The organism is Acinetobacter albensis (assembly GCF_900095025.1).
Lineage (GTDB): Bacteria > Pseudomonadota > Gammaproteobacteria > Pseudomonadales > Moraxellaceae > Acinetobacter > Acinetobacter albensis.
This window is the reverse complement of the sequence record NZ_FMBK01000014.1, coordinates 62,134-80,170: the sequence shown is the minus strand read 5'-3', so window position 1 is coordinate 80,170 and position 18,037 is coordinate 62,134. Positions and strand designations below refer to the sequence as shown.

Below are 18,037 nucleotides of genomic sequence, written 5' to 3'. Positions count from 1 at the left end.
AAGAAAAAGCCCCCATTTTTTGGGGGCTTTTTTATTTATAGAATAAAATAAGCTGCATAAAAATAAGGCTGAGGCGTTCGTCCAAATGCGCGAAAATACGTAAAAAATTAGATTAAATCTTCTAAGTAATGACGACCTACTTTTTTGATTGATACAGAAATACAACTTTGTGTTTGAACATAAAATGAAATCACATCATGCGACGTTGTATTGTACATTTTTATCCCTAAATTCTCTTTCGTCAGATTGCAAGTTTGCTATAGTCAACCTCATCTTCTTTATCTTTAGATTGTCTTATGCAATTTAATCCGCGTTATGTATTGCTCAATCCCAAGCTCTTTCATCATCAATTGCCGAAACCCTTAAAAAGTGCAAAAGCGGGCCATTTTAATGAAGCACTGGCGCATCAACTCCAGTGGTCAGATCAAGATAAAGCCCAATGGGTAGAAATTTGTAGCGGACAAAAAACGTTTACTGAATTTGAACCACTGGCGATGGTGTATGCAGGCCATCAATTTGGTCAATGGGCAGGACAACTCGGTGATGGCCGTGGTTTACTGATTGCTCAAATACTGGATCAAAACCATCAAACCATTGACTTACATTTAAAAGGTGCTGGCGCTACGCCCTACTCACGTATGGGCGATGGACGAGCGGTATTACGTTCAGTCATTCGAGAGTATTTAGCAGGTCATGCCTTAAATGCCTTAGGTGTTCCCTCTAGTAATGCAGTCGGTTTTACCTCATCAGAACAAGGGGTACAACGTGAAAAATTAGAACTTGGCGCCATGATGTTACGGACTTCAGACTGTCATATTCGCTTGGGTCATTTTGAATGGATTAATCAATATCAGCCTGAATTATTGCCAGAATTTGTCGATAAATGTATTGAATGGCATTATACAGATTGTCTTAAAGCAGAACAGCCGGTTCTCGCTTTTGCGACTCAAGTAATTCAACGCACTGCTGTCATGATTGCAAAATGGCAATTGGTGGGATTTGCACATGGTGTAATGAATACTGATAATTTGAACATCACAGGTTCAACACTGGATTTTGGCCCTTATGGTTTTATGGAAAGGTTTCGACCGAATTGGATCAACAATCATTCAGATTATCAAGGCCGTTATACCTATCAACAACAACCGAGTATCGGACACTGGAATGTATGGAACTGGCTGAATAATCTTATTCCACTCAAAAAAGACTCTGCTGAAAAAGAGCAATTCAAAGCTGATTTGGCTGAATGTTTAGAACATTTTGAAACCACCTTTTTAGAACACTATACTTTGGGTTTATGTCAAAAAATGGGACTTCCATCCATCCATAAAGACAGTTTTAATTGTGGCATGGCATTTTTGCAAATTTTACAAACGGAACAGCTTGATTACACAGGTAGCTTCCTGCGCTTGCAAAATAAAGAATATGAAGCGATTAAAGATGATTGCTTAGACCGACGTCAATTTGAAAGCTTCATGACACAATATCAAGCAATTCGTGAGCATCAGGAAATTGCTGAATTGGACCAAGAGATGCAACTTGCCAATCCGCAATATATTTTACGCAATCATATGCTACAAATTGCGATAGAACGTGCAGAACGTAACGACTTCTCGGAAGTAGATCGGTTGTTTAAATTACTCAGCCAACCCTATTTAAAACAATCAGATTTAGAGCGAGTTGAAGATTTAAAACCCTTACCTAGTGATGTAGCAGAAATTATGGTGAGTTGTTCATCTTAAAGTTATTCACAAAAACCGGATCAACTGTGGATCATTTAGACATTATCCACAACTCCATTGAGTAGAGTGAGCTTATGTTTTTACATCAACTTGCCTTAAAAACAACACGAAGCTTACCTGAAGTAACTGTGACTCAGCCTTTTGGTGAGGGTTATGATGTCTTTAAAGTGATTGATAAAGTGTTTATGTTGAGCTTTCATTTACATAATAAAGCCGCAATCAATTTAAAAGTTGATCCTGATCATGGGGCCATGCTACGAGATATTTATCCTTACATCCATACCGGTTGGCACATGAATAAACAGCACTGGATTTCTGTATTTGAAGATGAGCATTTGGATGAAGATTTGGTTCAAGACTTAGTTCTAAACTCTTATGAGTTGGTGGTCAACAAACTCAACAAAATGCAGCAAAAACGGATTGCTCTATTAAAATCAGCGCCATAAAAAAGGCAGATAAGCATAGCGTATCTGCCTTTTAATTCTTCTTTAAAAGCGATTAATCTTCAGGATATTCAAATCGGTAACCTACCCCATAAACGGCCTGAATCCATTCATGACGGTTGCCCGTTTCTGCAGCATCAGAAATTTTGCGACGTAAATTTTTAATATGACTATCAATGACACGGTCTGCAACATCAAAACTGTCTGGATTAATATGATCAAGCAATTGCGCACGTGAATAGACTTGCCCCACATGTTCAAGAAATAATTCCAATAAACGAAATTCCGTTGGAGTTAGATTTAAGGTCTTTTGTTGATACCAAATCCGTTGCTGGGCTTTATCCATACGAAATAGACTATTTTGCTCAGGTTCAGCTTGACGATCCAAACGTCGTAATACCGCTTGCACACGCGCCACCAGCTCTTTTGGGCTAAAAGGCTTACAAATATAATCATCCGCACCCATATTTAAACCCAAGACACGGTCAATTTCTTCGGTTCGTGCAGTCACCATAATAATCGGTAAATCTGACTGTTCACGTACTTTACGGCAGATGGTCAGACCATCCATACGCGGCACCATCAAATCCAAAATCATTAAGCTCGGTTTACGCTGCATAAAGCTCTCATAGGCTTCTTGGCCATCATGAAACATGCTGACTTCAAACCCTCCAGCTTCCAGATAATCTCGCACCAATTGTGCAAGTTCAACTTCATCTTCAACCAGCATGACATGTTTCATGAATCTAATTCCTTATGAATCTAATTGTTTTGGAAAAGTGAGTCTGCATCGCAAACCACCCAATGGAGAATGTTCAAAACTTAATTTCCCACCCAATGCTTGGGTAATTTTAACAGATAATGCCAAACCTAAACCTGTGCCACCAGTACTGCGCGTTCGTGAATCATCAACTCGATAGAAACGTTCGCCTAAACGCGTCAACTGCTCATCACTTAAACCCAGTGGCGTGTCATCTACAATCACACTCCATTCCGTTGCGGTTTGTTGTGTATGAATATGTACTTTTCCACCCGCTTCGGTATAACGAATACTATTGCCCAGCAAGTTGACCATAATTTGTTTAAAGCGATCTATATCTAATTGTAAATTTGCGCCAGTGCCTTGAATAGAAATGGCTAAATCAGCTTGGGCAAATTTAGGTTTAAAGTTTTCAACTTCCTGTAACACCACATGCCATGGATTAACATCAGCCAAATAACAGGTCAATTGCTGTGCTTCAGCTTGCGCTAAATCAGCCAAATCCTGTGTCAGCTTTTTCAAACTGGTCACTTGACGCAGCATCGATTCAAAATGTTCAGGGGTCGGTTTACGAATACCATCCTGCATCGCTTCGATTTGTGCTTGCAAGACAGCCAGTGGGGTTTTTAACTCATGTGAAGTATCAGCTACCCACTGACGGCGTGATTGTTCATGCTGATCTAAAATGATAGCCAGTTGATTAATTTCATTGGACAAATCACCCAATTCATCATTACGATTGATTTTGACCTGATGCTGATAATGCCCTTTGGTCAATTCACGGGTCGCATTGAGCAAGCGTTGAATCGGCTTTTTAAAATAGGTGGCAAGCAACAAAGCCGCGATTAAACTGGTTAAAAAGGTTAAAGCATAAACCAATAATAAATAACGTTTTTGATTACTAAAGAAATTAATACTTAAGGCATCATCTTGATCAAGCACGGGCTTTAAGCCCAAATAACCAACCACTTTTCCATTGACTAAAATGGGGCGATAAGACACAGGAATATCTGAAGGTTCACCTACCACAAATTGCTTATTGGCATCATACAAAGACAATCGTGAACTGAGGCCTAAACGGTCAGGCAAAGAAATAAACTGCTTTTTTTTGTTTTGATTTGGAGTGGCTTCAGGCGATGGCTGTTCCGCTTTTTTATCCGAGCGAAACATATTCTTATTGGAGCTTAAAGGAAACTTGAGTCCCTCGAAAGGCTGATATTCTGAGGGTAAGTTCAACTCAATCATCTTAAGCTCTGCTTCATCTAGAATCGGCTTAGGTTGTCCAGTTTTGTCTAAGTTGGGCGATACATTCAAGATTGAGTTATCTTGAAAATATCGTTGTTGCAATGCAATATCGTACTGACGACGCAACCACCACCGAGATAACTTGTCATAATCATCTGGATCAGCTTTACCTTCAATTTGAAGAATTTGTGCCTGAATGGCATTGCCCCAGTCATGATAAACCGTATACACCCCTGCCAAATTATTCATGACATGATCCAGCTTTTGCATTTCAACATCGGCCACATATTTGGCAAAATTCTTTTGCATGGTCCAATGCAGCACCCCCAAACTAATGGTGGTAATGACTAATGTACTCAGCAGTACCGTCAAAAATAAGCGTAGGGCAATTGGAATACGGCGAATATTCAAAAGCAAGGTCTCAGTATTTTTCTCAGTTTATGATTGTAGCGAACCCTGTCTTAAAAAACTCTTCATTGTTTCTTCATCATTATTATTTATTCTTTAACTCATCTATTTATATTATTTTTCATTCGAGATAAAAACAATGAATAGCATGACAAAACTTGCTTTAGTGGGTGCCAGTATCGTCAGTATCGGTGCATTAACAGCCTGCCAATCTACCGATTCGGCCAAAGGAAATCATCATCCGCGTATGATGAAAGATCATTCATCGAAACATGAGCATAAACTTACAACTGAGCAACGCGAACAATTCCGCCAAGCACGGGGTGAACGTAAACAAGTTTTCGAGCAAATTAAAAAAGCGTGTGATGGCAAAGCTGCCGGACAAATCGTGCAAATTAAAGCAGGCGATAAAACGTTGGATGGTACATGTGCCATGACATTTAAAGCTGATCACAAAGCCATGAAACAGCCTGGACAAAAACATCATATGAAAGGCGAATACCGTTCAATGCGTGCTGATCAAACTGGTTCCATTCATCTGCAACGCGGTGAACCGATTACTGATGCCAAACGAGCCGAATTGACCAAGCAGTTTGATCAACGTTTAGCTGAACGCCAAGCGAAACAACAAGCCTTATTCAAAGCGTGTCAGGGTCAAACTCATGGCCAGACCGTTCAGGTCAAATTGAACACGCAAACGATTAATGGGAAATGTGAAGTTCGTTTCCAGCCAAAACCTACGGCCAATCACTCGCCTAGCGCAAAAGCAATGCTATAAAAATTGAATTCAAATATGTAAAGGCGCATAAATGCGCCTTTTTTTATTGGACATAAAAATTTACGTATTTGACTATTTATCACATTCAAAAAAACAGAAAAGCATTTACACTCAATATACTTAGCTATTTCAAGTTATAAATCTTTGACTTTACAGTCACCAAGAAAAAGCATGCAAACGCTTGTACCAAACCAGAAGATGTTGCACGATTAAGCCATAGAAATACGTGTCCTTTTAGGCATGTTTCAAATTTTTATTAAGATTATAAGCTGGTTAAACCAGTATTGAGGAAAATGATATGCCACAATACAAAGCGCCCTTACGTGATATGCAATTTGTTCTACATGAATTATTAAATGCTGAAGAACATTATGCAAAACTTCCTGCCTTTCAAGACACCGTAAGCCGTGAGCTGGTTGATCAATATTTAGAAGCTGCTGCTGATTTCTGTGAAAATGAACTTTCTCCGATTAACCAAGCAGGCGACCGTGAAGGTTGTACTTGGAATGATGGTGTTGTAACAACCCCTACTGGTTTTAAAGAAGCCTATCAAAAATATATCGAACTGGGCTTCCCTTCTCTTTCTGCTGAAGAGCAGTACGGTGGTCAAGCTTTGCCGGTCTCTTTAGGCAACGTTATTTCAGAAATGGTGGGTACTGCAAACTGGGCTTGGGGTATGTATCCGGGTCTTTCTCATGGTGCAGTACGTACTTTAGAACACCACGGTTCTGCTGAACAAAAAGATGCTTATTTACCCAACCTTGTTTCAGGTGTTTGGACAGGCACCATGTGCTTGACGGAATCACATGCAGGTTCTGACTTGGGCATTATTCGTACCAAAGCTGAACCGAATGCAGATGGTAGCTATGCAATCACTGGCGAGAAAATTTTTATCTCTGCGGGTGAACATGATATGGCTGAGAACATTATTCATATTGTTCTTGCACGTCTACCAGGTGCGCCTAAGGGCACCAAAGGGATTTCATTATTCATTGTACCCAAGTTCAATTTAAACACCGATGGTTCAGTCGGTGAACGCAATGCCGTTCGTTGTGGTTCAATTGAACACAAAATGGGAATCCATGGCAATGCAACTTGCGTCATTAACTTTGACAAAGCTCAAGGTTTCTTGATTGGACCTGAAAACCGTGGTCTAAACTGTATGTTCACCTTTATGAACACTGCACGTATTGGTACAGCGGTACAAGGTCTTGCAGCCTCTGAAGGTGCTTTCCAAGGGGCTCTTGCCTATGCAAAAGACCGTTTAGCTATGCGCTCACTTTCTGGTGTTAAATCCCCAGAAAAAGAAGCAGATCCTATTATTGTTCATCCTGCTGTGCGTAACATGCTTTTAACGCAAAAATCTTTTGCTGAAGGCGCACGCGCATTGGTTTACTTGTTGTCTTTACATGCGGATGTGGTAGAAAAAGGAGCAACGGAGGAAGAACGTAAATCTTCTGACAATATCCTCTCCCTGCTTACTCCAATTGCAAAAGCCTTCTTGACTGAAACTGGCTCTGAGTCTGCAAAGCACGGTGTTCAAGTGTTTGGTGGTCACGGCTTTATTTCAGAACACGGTATGGAACAAATTGTTCGGGATACCCGTATTGCCTGCTTGTACGAAGGTACCACTGAAATTCAGGCACTGGACTTGTTGGGTCGCAAAGTTTTGGGCACTCAAGGCGCAATGCTCAAAGATTTCACCAAAATCATTCATAAATTTGTTGAAAGCAATAAAGATAACGCGGCAATGCAAGAGTTTGTTGCACCATTGGCTGCTGTTAACAAAGAATGGGGTGATTTAACCATGCAAATTGGCATGCGTGCCATGCAAAACCCAGATGAAGTGGGTGCTGCTGCTGTAGATTATCTTTACTTCTCAGGCTATGTGACACTGGCTTACCTTTGGGCACGTATGGCTTTGGTCGCTCAAGAAAAACTTGCTGAAGGGACAACAGACGTTGATTTCTATAATGCAAAAGTGACTACAGCTCGTTTCTACTTCAAGAAAATTTTGCCACGTGTCCGTTCACATGTGGACGTGATTGCAGGTGGTGTAGAGCCATTACTGGCTTTAGATGCTGAACATTTCGCGTTTTAATCATAATTTAATGTTGCTTGCAACGATAAATTAACAAAGGAGGACTGGTCAGTTTTGACCGTCCTTTTTTTATGCAATCAATGCTACATTTATGTCATTCGATACAACGTGACATTGCGTTTTATTCATTATTTAGTACACGCACAACATAGGTAAAAAACAATGCCAATTTATAATGCACCGCTTGCAGATATGAAATTTATCCTAAATGATGTTTTTAATGCAGAGCAATTCTGGCAAGCCAATGAAAACCTTGCTCACCTAGATGCAGCAACAGCTGAAGCTATTCTTGAAGAAATGGCAAAGTTTGCACAAAATGTGACTTTACCACTGAACCGAAGCGGTGATGAAGAAGGCGCAAAAATTGAAAATGGTCAGGTCACTACACCTGCTGGTTTTAAAGAAGCCTTTAAACAATATGCAGATGGCGGCTGGATTGGTTTAGGTGCAGATGAAGAATGGGGCGGTCAAGGCATGCCAAAAATGCTGACTGTGCTTGCTGATGAAATGCTATTCGCGACCAATCCATCTTTTCTGCTCTACCCACTGCTTTCTGTCGGTGCAGGTATGGCATTAAATAGTTATGCATCTCAAGAACAAAAACAAACCTATTTGCCGAAAATTTATTCAGGTGAATGGTCGGGGACGATGTGCCTAACAGAACCTCATGCAGGTACTGACTTGGGGATTATCAAAACCAAAGCTGAACCTCATGCTGATGGTACTTATGCGATTACAGGAACTAAAATCTTCATTACAGGTGGAGATCATGATTTAGCTGAAAATATTATTCATTTAGTTCTTGCAAAAACACCTGATGCACCTGCAGGTTCACGTGGTATTTCCTTATTCATCGTGCCTAAATTTATCGTCAATGCAGATGGTACTGTGGGGGAACGCAATGCGGCAGGTCCAGGTTCTATTGAGCACAAAATGGGGATTAAAGCCTCCGCGACCTGCGTGATGAACTTTGATGGTGCAACAGGCTATCTTGTTGGTAAAGAAAATGAAGGTTTGGCTGCCATGTTCGTGATGATGAACTACGAACGTCTATCTATGGGTCTTCAAGGTTTAGGTGCATCTGAATTTGCGTATCAAAATGCAGCACAGTATGCCACTGACCGTATTCAGGGACGCAGTGCAACTGGGGTTAAATCTCCTGCAAAAGCAGCAGATAGCATTTTAGTACATGGCGATGTGCGTCGTATGTTGTTAAATGCACGAGCGAATAATGAAGCATCGCGTGCATTTGCCGTTTATGTCGGTCAACAACTGGATATTACCAAGTTCTCTACTGATGCCGAAGCGGTAAAAGCTGCAAATAATCGTGTAGCACTGCTGACGCCAGTGGCCAAAGCCTATTTAACTGATACCGCATTTGATGCAGTCATTGATGCACAAATGGTCTTTGGTGGACATGGTTATATTCGTGAATGGGGAATGGAGCAATGTGTACGTGACCTTCGTATTTCACAAATTTATGAAGGAACCAATGGCGTTCAATCGCAAGATTTAATTGGTCGTAAAACCATTAAATGCGGTGGTACTTTTATAGCGGAATATATTACTGAAATTCGCGATTTTGCCAATGGTTTAAATGCAACACTTAACTTTATTAAAGATGCGACACTTGATGCAGCAACTGAAGTTGAAGCCGTAACTGAGTATATTATCGAAGCTGCGCGTGAAAATGCCGAGTTTCCGAATTCAGCCGCAGTAGATTATTTACACGCGGTCGGTCTTCTCAGCTTCTCTTATATGTTTGCAAAAATTGCGAATGCTGCTCAAGCCAAAGAAGGTGATTTTTATCAAAATAAACTGGCGCTTGCACAATATTTTGTACAACGTATTTTGCCTGAACTGGATATGCGCATTCATAAAGTAAAAGCGGGCGCAGAAGTCATTATGAACTTCTCTGAAGACTACTTCACAAACCAATCTTAAAATAAGATGACATCAAACGCCTGCAAATGCAGGCGTTTTTTATTGCGCGTATTCGTCCTCCACCTCCTGTTGAATGATGTTTTTTTATTGTCTGGTATTCATGTGCATGAAATTTGCATGCGTTTTAATGAATATAAATGGTGTAATACACAAGTGAATAAACTATGACGAAGCGAAATCCAAAAGTTGAAATGATTGAAACATTCCTCGATAAATTAGGCAATTTAGCCGTCGAAACTTTTCATTATATCGCCCTATTTATTATTGGTTGTATGGTGGCATGGTCAGCTGTTCATACCGTTATTGATATTTTAACCGTCAAACAATATGCCACTATTGATGACATTTTATTATTATTTATCTATTTAGAACTGGGAGCAATGGTCGGAATTTATTTCAAAACCAATCATATGCCGGTACGATTTTTGATTTATGTCGCTATTACAGCACTCACCCGTTTGCTGATTTCAGACATCCAGCACGACCATAAAGCTGATATGGATTTGGTAATTATTACTGGCTCAATTTTAATTCTTGCCTTTGCCATTTTAGTGGTGCGCTTTGCATCTTGGAATTACCCCTCAGTCATTCGAGATAAGCATAGTGAAAAACCCTTGGTTGAAGCGAAAACACCGCGTCCACAAGATGATGAGTTGGCATAATCTAGGCTTATCATTTGGCTGAATACGTTAAACACCAATGCTTTTTATGCTGGAGATAAAAAGGCAAATGCCCGATCAGGACTAACGATTGGGCACCAAAACATAGCGGCCTTGTTCATAAGTCCAATAGGTGCCTGTCGGTGGTGCAGGTAAACCTAAACGTTGCCAATCTGTAATTAAAATCGCATTTGAACTCTCAATTCGGGCTGTATTGGGGTCACCATTCACCCAATGATAACTCTGAGAGTGTTGGTTAATGATGGTTGGTGCCTGATATTGAATACTCACGCCATTTTGGATGGTTGGAGAATAATTCGGTCGTGGGCGAGATGGATACGGGCGTGCGAATGGTTGAGGATAAGGGCGATGATGTTGTAAATTATTGCTGTATGGAGCGCTATTTTGCTGATAATCATGTGTAGGATAATTATTCCGTGGATAGGGATTTTGAGGATAACTAGGTTTGTGCTGATATTTTTTGCTATCAACCCCTTGATACTTTGACCACTGATTTTCTGCTTGAGCCTGTAAAGATGCCCCTAAAAGTATCATCCCACTCAGTATCGCTAAAGTTGCAGTTTTCATAACAACCTCCACACCTTATTGATCACATCATTTATTTAACATCTATTTTAAGCCGAAGATGAGAATAAAAATTGAATAAAAAACCATCTAGTGCAACGTTTTGTAAATGAAAATTTTATATAATTTCATCCTTATATACATCACGCCAAAGATCGGGTTTATACTTACCTCTTGTTTTTATTACTGGACTACACAGCGTGACTGATTTAAGTTTTGATCGCCTCCATCAATTTTTTTGTAAAGTGCCCAGCGTACAAGAATCTTTAATTGATGCTTATGGGTCAGATGGTCAGCATGCATGGTGGTTTAAATTTCAGATTAATATTGAACATCCATTTGCTTGGCAAACGGTTCAAGAACTGGGGCATGTTCTGAATTACATTTCTAAAAATGAACGATTACCTACACAATTCCTCCCCGTATCTCCTCCACCCTACATGAATGGTGACGCGAAAGATTTTTTAGCATGGGTGATTCAATGTAATCATCCTGACTTTAGCCCTGACATAGTGTGTGACTGGCTCGAAGCACGTTTACCGCAGCCTGTTGAAGATCAAAAGCAATGGAAAATTAAAACTGATTTGGCCGATTTGGATAAAATGAAAGATGCGGATTTGGATAAACTGATTCCACCTCATCCACAGCCTGCAAAATAATCAAACCTTTGATCCAATGAATCACCTTTTGAAACCCCTTTTTGAAAGAGGGGTTTTCTTTATGTTTATAGCGTAATTGATCTTTAAAACGTAGAGATTCCACTCCATTCCATAAAGCGGTAAAGCGTATATTTAAGTTTCGATTCATCTGCATAAGTGCGATATTCCACACTCATATTTTTACCGTCTAAATTTGACCAAGCGGTATTAAAATATTGATTAGCATCGTTAAAAACCTGCGCTTTCGATGTTCCGATCACACGGAAATCAGTTTCTAAATTATAATTTTTCAGGTTACGTGCAGTGAAGTTAGCTGAACCTAAAATTAATTCTGCCTGCTGTGCATCATGTTTGATGATCATTTTGCTGTGACATTGTTCTCCTTGAGTATTGCACCAACGCACAGCGACACCAGCAGCATGTAATTCAGACGCCACTTGACGGTTGGGAATGCCATTTTTTTGACGTCCAAATGCATCTTTATTGGGATCTAATAACACTCGAAGTTTTACCCCACGTTGATGTGCTGCAATTAAAGCTTTCACAATGTGACGTTCAGATAAGTAAAACATGGCCAGATCAATCTGATCTTGCGGTTGCGCTGTTTCAATTAATTTTAAAGTGGCCTCATAAATCGCTTTTTCAGTCAATACTTGAACTTGAGGTAAAGAGGCTTCAGCTTCAAACTCTCCGACAACCACCATTGGAATGTCACCTTTAGACATTCTTCCCACCGTTTGTTCAGTTTTCAATACATCAATCGCGGTATTGCCTGCAACCACCAAGGCCACATTAGAATGACGTGAACTACCATCATGTGGATTTGCAGAAGTGACTAAAGTTTTCCAACCTTCTTCTGTATCAACCACCAACGTTTTACGGTGATTGGCCTTAAAGTTAAAGAGATTTAAATAACTTCTTAAAGTAATTTTTTCATGACCAAAAGGATTGGCAAGCCAGCCTTTTTCAGCATTATTACCGATGTCTTGACAGCAGATATACCATAAGCCAGACCATAGTGGATTCGATGCACGTAAGGGTCTAAGATCAGTTTCAATCACTTCAATACCCGCTTTACGTAACTGACGATAATGTTCAGGAGCCACACCACCATAGACGGAGTTAATTGGATCTGTAATCACCTTAATATCAATATTGGGTTGTACTTTACGTTTTAAAATTAAGGCGTCTGTTAACTGCTGAGCCAATGGCCGATGGCTCAGATTTGACTCACCGACTTCTTGATTAAATAAAAATATATCAAGCACAATGGTCGTTTGCGCTGCGTCAATCAGGTTTAACATTTCATTAAAAATATGATGATTTTGTTGTTGTTTTCCTTGCGCATCCAAATAAGTTTGATCTGCAATAAATTTGACTTCTGCATGCCGCAATTTGCCTTTAAAGTTTAAACCTTCAGGCAAAGGTTTATACGTATGATAAAGGGCTGAAGAGAGATAACCCAAAGCCAGTAAGCCGACAATCACACTCACATAACGACGACGTGACCAATTTAATTTTTGATGAATTCGCTGAAAAATACGCATAACAAAAAACCTAATCCAATAGTATCAGACTAGGTTTTATGATTTTCTTTTTCAAGCGCTTTTCTGTGATTTCAACTTAAAGTCATGCTATTTGATATGACTAAACTTAAAAACCAAATTCTAATCCTACAGTGAAATTACGTCCTACTTGCGGAATATTCGACAGGAATGAAGCATGTGAATAGACTTGATCATCCAGTAAATTATTGGCTTTAAAATAGACACGATAGTCGTTGTTTTTAGCATACTGCCCTGTATAAGAAACGCCTACATTGACCATATTATAGCCATCTGTTTCTTGTTCATAACTGGCAATCTTCTCTTGCTGAAACACATGATAATATTCAGCCAAACCTGACCAACGATCATCAAAACTCGCATTGACTTTGGTTCCTAGGCGACCAGCAGGAACGCGTGGTGCATTTTCACTGTCAATTTTACCACGCACATAATCACCGAACACACTCAATTTATACACATCTGTTAGAGCATAAGACGCTTGTGCTTCTGCCCCATAAAATTTTGCCTTATCTTGGGTATAATCGACTAAACGGAAGTTTTCATAACGATCTGTAGTTGCTGCATAAATATAGTTATCAAACCAATTGTGATAAATATGCACATGGTAGTCTAACTTATCTTGTTCATAATGCAGACCCAACTCAAGATTGTTCGATTTTTCCGCAGTTAAGTTTTCATTGCCCCGTTCATAGGTATTGGTCGCAAAATGTTTACCATTGGCATACAGCTCCTGCGCTAAAGGTAAACGCTCTTGATGTGAACCCACCAATGACAATTTATAATCGGGTGCAAATGCCCAGTTCACAGCACCTGAATAAGAGAAGCCATAATCATCAAAGTCTTTTTGATTAGAATCAATTTCAATTTTTTGTTGATCTAAACGTGCACCCAACTCCACATGTACATCATTAAATTGCTTATGTTCTAAAGCAAACAAGCTCCATTTTTGGGTTTTAGTGGGGTCCAGTAATGATTCTTCACCCGTAATATCCAGTTTTTGTTGATTGTACTGTGTCCCAATCACACCTTCCCAATTCGCGATGGGGTTATGCACCAATTCTAAACGTGCATCATAACCCTGACTTTTGAAGTTGGTCATGACTGCATTTTCTTCAACCTCATCGTGCTTATAGTCAGTATAACTGGCATGTGCACGCAGTTTCTGAAAACCTGCGAAGGGATCATTTAACTCGGTACGGAAATCATAACGCTCAGATTTTAAATCGACCCACGGCCCAGCATGATCATGTTCATGCTCGTCATGCTCGTCATGCGCCGAATGGTCATGTTCGTCGCTGTGATCGTGACCGTCATCCCCATCACAATGCAAATGATTATCATGAGGATGACATGATTCATATTCATGACTATGGCCTGGTAAACCATATTGATCTTGGCGGTTACTATAAGAAATGCCTGTAAAACCTCGATCATGAATCCAAGACAAGCCCACATTTACCGTTTCAGCTTTCGCAAAAGTATTATCCATGCGACGCTCTTTTTCTAACTCACCCTCATGCTCATGAAAATAATTCGGTACAATATAACTGTTGGCATCGCGTTTAGACCCTTCTACGCGTAGTGCGACTTGACGACCCAAAGCCACAGTGGCACCAGCACTGGCTAATTTTTCATCACTGCCAGAGTTATAACGAAACCCTGCCTGCCCCTCGATACCTTTTTCTGGCATTTGAGTCGGAATTTTATTGTCCGTGACATTAACCAAACCACCGACTGTGCCTGCGCTATACAATAAAGTTGAAGGCCCTCGAATAATTTCAACTTGTTTGGCTAAAATTGGATCGACTGTTACAGCATGGTCAGGAGATAAAGCTGAAACATCGGCCGTTTCTGAGGCATGCTGTAGAACTTTTACCCTTGGCCCATCTTGACCTCGAATTACGGGTCGACTTGAACCCGAACCATATTGATTAGAATAGACCCCCAACTCATCGGCTAAAGCATCGCCAATGGTCGCTCCACGCTCAGTTAAAACCTGATGCTCTACAACATGATCTGCAACAGCAAAATCTGCAGCCGATTGAACCAAAGGGTGTGCTTGTAATTGTATGGTTTCTAATTGTTGATTCTGAGCAGAACTATCGGCAAAAACAGAAGGTGCAACAACTGCAAAAATAGATAAGGTCATAAAATTCTTGTGGAGGCGCATGGAACAGACTCAAGGCTACATTTTTAATTAGTGTTATAGTATAACATTTCATTATTTTTGCAATAAAAAACATTCCTTTTCTTATGCTTGAACTAAACTACATTTTAACCCACTCAATCACGATTCAAATCTAAAGAGTTTAGATGCCTTTTACTTTATCTCACGCTGTACTTGCACCTCCGCTTTCTAAAATAACAGGCAATATTTTACCGATTGCTGCTCTGGCTATTGGTTGTATGGTGCCGGATTTAATTCGATTATTTAGTCATGATCAAGGGGGGCACAACCACCTTTGGCGTTCAATGATCCATCCAAACCTATGGATTGGTTTAAGCTTTTGTTTGGTATGGTATTTGCTCTATCGACCTGTCTTGTATCGTTTTTTAGGTATACAACACGATTTGGGTATTCAGAGTGTTTGCAGCGCGATTAAATTTTCACTTGGTGTAATGGTGGCAATTGTTGTAGGTACCGCCACGCATATTATTTGGGATGGCTTGACCCATGTTGACTTTAGAACGTTTGCCTTTAAAGATTTTTTAAGTCAGAACATGGTTTTGTTTGGCCAAACCTATCCTGTACATCTTATTTTTCAAATCGGCAGCTCAATTTTGGCTTTACCTTTTTTATTGTGGATGTCTATGCAGTATTACCGACGACATCAGCAGCATTTTCCAGTCAGTCCTCAGGTCAAAACTTTTGCGGTCATTTTATTGTTTTTTACTGTTATAGCGGGTTGTTTTTCTGCTTGGGATTATGCACGCTATTTCTCCGCAGCAGTTTGGCAATCCAATCTGTATTTTTTTACGGGAAAATCGATTAATGAATTTAGCCAAGCAGCATTAATCGTGTTTAGCTTGGGCTGTTTGATGTTCTTATTTTTTGACCGTGACCGTCGTTTGGGTTAATCCACAAAATCTTGTTTTAAACCCTTAATCTTGCCAATTTAGCTGTATTTTTACATCTATTTGTTGTGACAAAATGTCCAAAGAGGCATAATCTCACATTATTTTTAGGCGATGCGCTGTTTACGTATTCGCTTCCTTAACCCATATAGTTGGATTATTAACGCTATGATGCGCACTCATTACTGCGGTTCTTTAACCGAAGCTCAAATTGACCAAACCGTTACATTATGCGGTTGGGTACATCGTCGCCGTGACCACGGTGGTGTCATCTTCCTTGACATGCGTGACCGTGATGGTGTTGTTCAAGTGGTTATCGACCCAGATACCCCAGAAGCTTTTGCAACTGCAGACAAAGCACGTTCAGAATTCGTATTAAAAATTACAGGCCGCGTACGTCGTCGTTACGAAGGTACTGAAAACGCAAATATCGTCAGTGGTCAAATTGAAGTATTGGGCAAAGACATTGAAGTTTTGGCTGCTTCTGAAACTCCGCCATTCCCATTGAATGACGAAAATACCAATATTTCAGAAGAAATTCGTTTGAAATACCGTTTCTTGGACATTCGTCGTCCAGAAATGTTAGATCGTTTACGTTTCCGCTCTAAACTGACCAACCTGATTCGCAACTACTTCGAAGACAATGGTTTCTTAGATGTTGAAACGCCTATTTTGACTCGTGCAACGCCTGAAGGTGCACGTGATTATTTAGTGCCAAGCCGTGTTTCTAACGGTAGTTTCTATGCCCTTCCACAATCACCACAATTGTTTAAACAGTTGTTGATGGTGGGCGGGATCGATCGTTACTATCAAATTGCTAAATGTTTCCGTGATGAAGACTTGCGTGCTGATCGTCAGCCTGAATTCACCCAAATCGACGTTGAAACATCGTTCATGAGTGACGATGACATCATGGATTTAATGGAAACATTAACCGTTAAGATGTTCAAAGAACTTCTAAACGTGAATTTCGATAAATTTCCACGTATGACATATAACGATGCAATGCGTGACTATGCATCTGACAAACCAGACATGCGTATTCCTTTGAAACTTGTAGACGTTGCAGACATGATGCAAGACGTTGAGTTCAAAGTATTCGCAGGCCCTGCTAAAGATCCTAAAGGTCGTATCGTTGCACTTCGCGTACCAGGCGCAGGCTCACTTCCACGTAGTCAAATTGACGAATACACTAAATTCGTGGGCATTTACGGTGCGAAAGGCTTGGCTTATATTAAAGTTAACGAACTTGAAAAAGGTATCGAAGGCTTACAATCGCCAATCGTTAAATTCATCGAGCCAATCGTACTCGATCTATTAAAACGTGTTGGCGCTGAAAATGGCGACATCGTGTTCTTTGGTGCAGACAAAGCGAAAATCGTAAACGATGCAATGGGTGCTTTACGTATTAAAGTCGGTCACGACATGAAGCTTGCAACATGTGAGTGGGCGCCACTTTGGGTTGTTGATTTCCCAATGTTTGAAGAAACAGATGATGGCAAATGGACTTCTGTACATCACCCATTCACGCTTCCTAAATCAAGTGTTGATGAAGTAAAGAGCAATCCAGGCGCAGCTTTATCTGTAGCTTATGACATGGTATTGAACGGTACTGAAGTTGGTGGTGGTTCTTTACGTATTCATAATCTTGAAATGCAAAAAGCAATTTTTGAAGCACTTGGCATCAATGAAGAAGAAGCAGAAGAAAAATTCAGCTTCTTATTAAACGCACTTAAATTTGGTGCGCCTCCACACGGTGGTTTGGCATTTGGTCTTGACCGCCTTGTAATGCTTATGACCGGTGCATCTTCAATTCGTGATGTGATTGCATTCCCTAAAACTAAAACTGCGGAATGCCCTTTAACTCAAGCGCCTGCGCCAGTTGAAGCAAATCAATTACGTGATTTAGGTATTCGCTTACGTGAAAAACCAAAAGCAGAAGACACTAAATAATAACGTATTCTTTTATTAAAAAAACCTCGCAAAATGCGGGGTTTTTTTATTGCGTTGAGATCGAACAGCGAGAGTGGCATAATAGCGTCTTATTTTCTCCTTTGGTGTGAGCTAAAC

14 protein-coding genes are annotated in these 18,037 nt (G+C 40.2%); 9 read left to right on the top strand and 5 right to left on the bottom strand.

The features are described from left to right. Positions 1-296 precede the first annotated feature (296 nt). Positions 297-1,742, top strand: coding sequence for a protein adenylyltransferase SelO (locus GA0116959_RS12135; protein ID WP_092720898.1), 1,446 nt, complete (start codon positions 297-299; stop codon positions 1,740-1,742). 74 nt (positions 1,743-1,816) lie between these two features. Next, entirely contained in the window at positions 1,817-2,188 is a 372-nt protein-coding gene (locus GA0116959_RS12130) for an MmcQ/YjbR family DNA-binding protein (RefSeq protein ID WP_092720897.1), read from the top strand. A gap of 52 nt (positions 2,189-2,240) precedes the next feature. Here the strand turns inward: GA0116959_RS12130 and GA0116959_RS12125 are convergent, their stop codons facing one another. Together GA0116959_RS12125 and baeS are read right to left on the bottom strand one after the other, a co-directional pair. After that, positions 2,241-2,927 (bottom strand): response regulator, encoded by a 687-nt coding sequence (locus GA0116959_RS12125; RefSeq protein WP_053579640.1) that lies wholly within the window; start codon positions 2,925-2,927, stop codon positions 2,241-2,243. Positions 2,928-2,939: 12 nt separating this feature from the next. Beyond that, positions 2,940-4,601 carry a sensor histidine kinase efflux regulator BaeS gene (baeS, locus tag GA0116959_RS12120; RefSeq protein WP_092720896.1) on the bottom strand — a complete coding sequence of 554 codons (1,662 nt, stop codon included), beginning with the start codon at positions 4,599-4,601 and terminating at the stop codon, positions 2,940-2,942. A gap of 136 nt (positions 4,602-4,737) precedes the next feature. On the opposite strand from baeS, the gene GA0116959_RS12115 reads away from it, so the two are divergent. From GA0116959_RS12115 to GA0116959_RS12100, 4 genes are all read left to right on the top strand, one after another. Continuing rightward, positions 4,738-5,376, top strand: a complete 639-nt coding sequence (locus tag GA0116959_RS12115) for a hypothetical protein (RefSeq protein ID WP_092720895.1) — start codon at positions 4,738-4,740, stop codon at positions 5,374-5,376. Between the two features lie 298 nt (positions 5,377-5,674). Continuing rightward, a complete protein-coding gene (locus GA0116959_RS12110; RefSeq protein ID WP_053579637.1) occupies positions 5,675-7,477 on the top strand; it encodes an acyl-CoA dehydrogenase C-terminal domain-containing protein in 1,803 nt (600 codons plus the stop codon). A 162-nt stretch (positions 7,478-7,639) separates the two neighbouring features. Beyond that, positions 7,640-9,421 carry an acyl-CoA dehydrogenase C-terminal domain-containing protein gene (locus GA0116959_RS12105; RefSeq protein ID WP_092720894.1) on the top strand — a complete coding sequence of 594 codons (1,782 nt, stop codon included), beginning with the start codon at positions 7,640-7,642 and terminating at the stop codon, positions 9,419-9,421. A 164-nt stretch (positions 9,422-9,585) separates the two neighbouring features. Next, positions 9,586-10,083 carry a phosphate-starvation-inducible protein PsiE gene (locus GA0116959_RS12100; RefSeq protein ID WP_053579635.1) on the top strand — a complete coding sequence of 166 codons (498 nt, stop codon included), beginning with the start codon at positions 9,586-9,588 and terminating at the stop codon, positions 10,081-10,083. An 81-nt stretch (positions 10,084-10,164) separates the two neighbouring features. Here GA0116959_RS12100 and GA0116959_RS12095 read toward each other — a convergent pair whose 3' ends face one another. Next, positions 10,165-10,668: an RcnB family protein gene (locus tag GA0116959_RS12095; RefSeq protein ID WP_092720893.1), complete on the bottom strand. Its 504-nt coding sequence runs from the start codon at positions 10,666-10,668 to the stop codon at positions 10,165-10,167. Positions 10,669-10,865: 197 nt separating this feature from the next. Here GA0116959_RS12095 and GA0116959_RS12090 point away from each other — a divergent pair, with 197 nt between their 5' ends. Further along, positions 10,866-11,324 (top strand): hypothetical protein, encoded by a 459-nt coding sequence (locus GA0116959_RS12090; protein WP_092720892.1) that lies wholly within the window; start codon positions 10,866-10,868, stop codon positions 11,322-11,324. 83 nt (positions 11,325-11,407) lie between these two features. Here GA0116959_RS12090 and GA0116959_RS12085 read toward each other — a convergent pair whose 3' ends face one another. Continuing rightward, positions 11,408-12,871, bottom strand: a complete 1,464-nt coding sequence (locus GA0116959_RS12085) for a phospholipase D family protein (protein ID WP_092720891.1) — start codon at positions 12,869-12,871, stop codon at positions 11,408-11,410. Positions 12,872-12,977: 106 nt separating this feature from the next. After that, positions 12,978-15,062: a zinc piracy TonB-dependent receptor ZnuD gene (znuD, locus tag GA0116959_RS12080; RefSeq protein WP_092720890.1), complete on the bottom strand. Its 2,085-nt coding sequence runs from the start codon at positions 15,060-15,062 to the stop codon at positions 12,978-12,980. Positions 15,063-15,205: 143 nt separating this feature from the next. Between znuD and GA0116959_RS12075 the strand changes: the two genes are divergently transcribed. Further along, positions 15,206-15,970 (top strand): DUF4184 family protein, encoded by a 765-nt coding sequence (locus GA0116959_RS12075; protein ID WP_092720889.1) that lies wholly within the window; start codon positions 15,206-15,208, stop codon positions 15,968-15,970. A gap of 165 nt (positions 15,971-16,135) precedes the next feature. After that, positions 16,136-17,920, top strand: a complete 1,785-nt coding sequence (gene aspS, locus GA0116959_RS12070; RefSeq protein WP_092720888.1) for an aspartate--tRNA ligase — start codon at positions 16,136-16,138, stop codon at positions 17,918-17,920. Positions 17,921-18,037: the final 117 nt, after the last annotated feature.

Coding starts and splice junctions, on each gene's coding strand:
- GA0116959_RS12115 (WP_092720895.1), top strand. CDS start 4,738: ATGAATAGCATGACAAAACTTGCTTTAGTGGGTGCCAGTATCGTCAGT.
- znuD (WP_092720890.1), bottom strand. CDS start 15,062: ATGCGCCTCCACAAGAATTTTATGACCTTATCTATTTTTGCAGTTGTT.
- GA0116959_RS12075 (WP_092720889.1), top strand. CDS start 15,206: ATGCCTTTTACTTTATCTCACGCTGTACTTGCACCTCCGCTTTCTAAA.
- GA0116959_RS12130 (WP_092720897.1), top strand. CDS start 1,817: ATGTTTTTACATCAACTTGCCTTAAAAACAACACGAAGCTTACCTGAA.
- GA0116959_RS12110 (WP_053579637.1), top strand. CDS start 5,675: ATGCCACAATACAAAGCGCCCTTACGTGATATGCAATTTGTTCTACAT.
- GA0116959_RS12135 (WP_092720898.1), top strand. CDS start 297: ATGCAATTTAATCCGCGTTATGTATTGCTCAATCCCAAGCTCTTTCAT.
- aspS (WP_092720888.1), top strand. CDS start 16,136: ATGATGCGCACTCATTACTGCGGTTCTTTAACCGAAGCTCAAATTGAC.
- GA0116959_RS12095 (WP_092720893.1), bottom strand. CDS start 10,668: ATGAAAACTGCAACTTTAGCGATACTGAGTGGGATGATACTTTTAGGG.
- GA0116959_RS12100 (WP_053579635.1), top strand. CDS start 9,586: ATGACGAAGCGAAATCCAAAAGTTGAAATGATTGAAACATTCCTCGAT.
- GA0116959_RS12085 (WP_092720891.1), bottom strand. CDS start 12,871: ATGCGTATTTTTCAGCGAATTCATCAAAAATTAAATTGGTCACGTCGT.
- GA0116959_RS12105 (WP_092720894.1), top strand. CDS start 7,640: ATGCCAATTTATAATGCACCGCTTGCAGATATGAAATTTATCCTAAAT.
- GA0116959_RS12125 (WP_053579640.1), bottom strand. CDS start 2,927: ATGAAACATGTCATGCTGGTTGAAGATGAAGTTGAACTTGCACAATTG.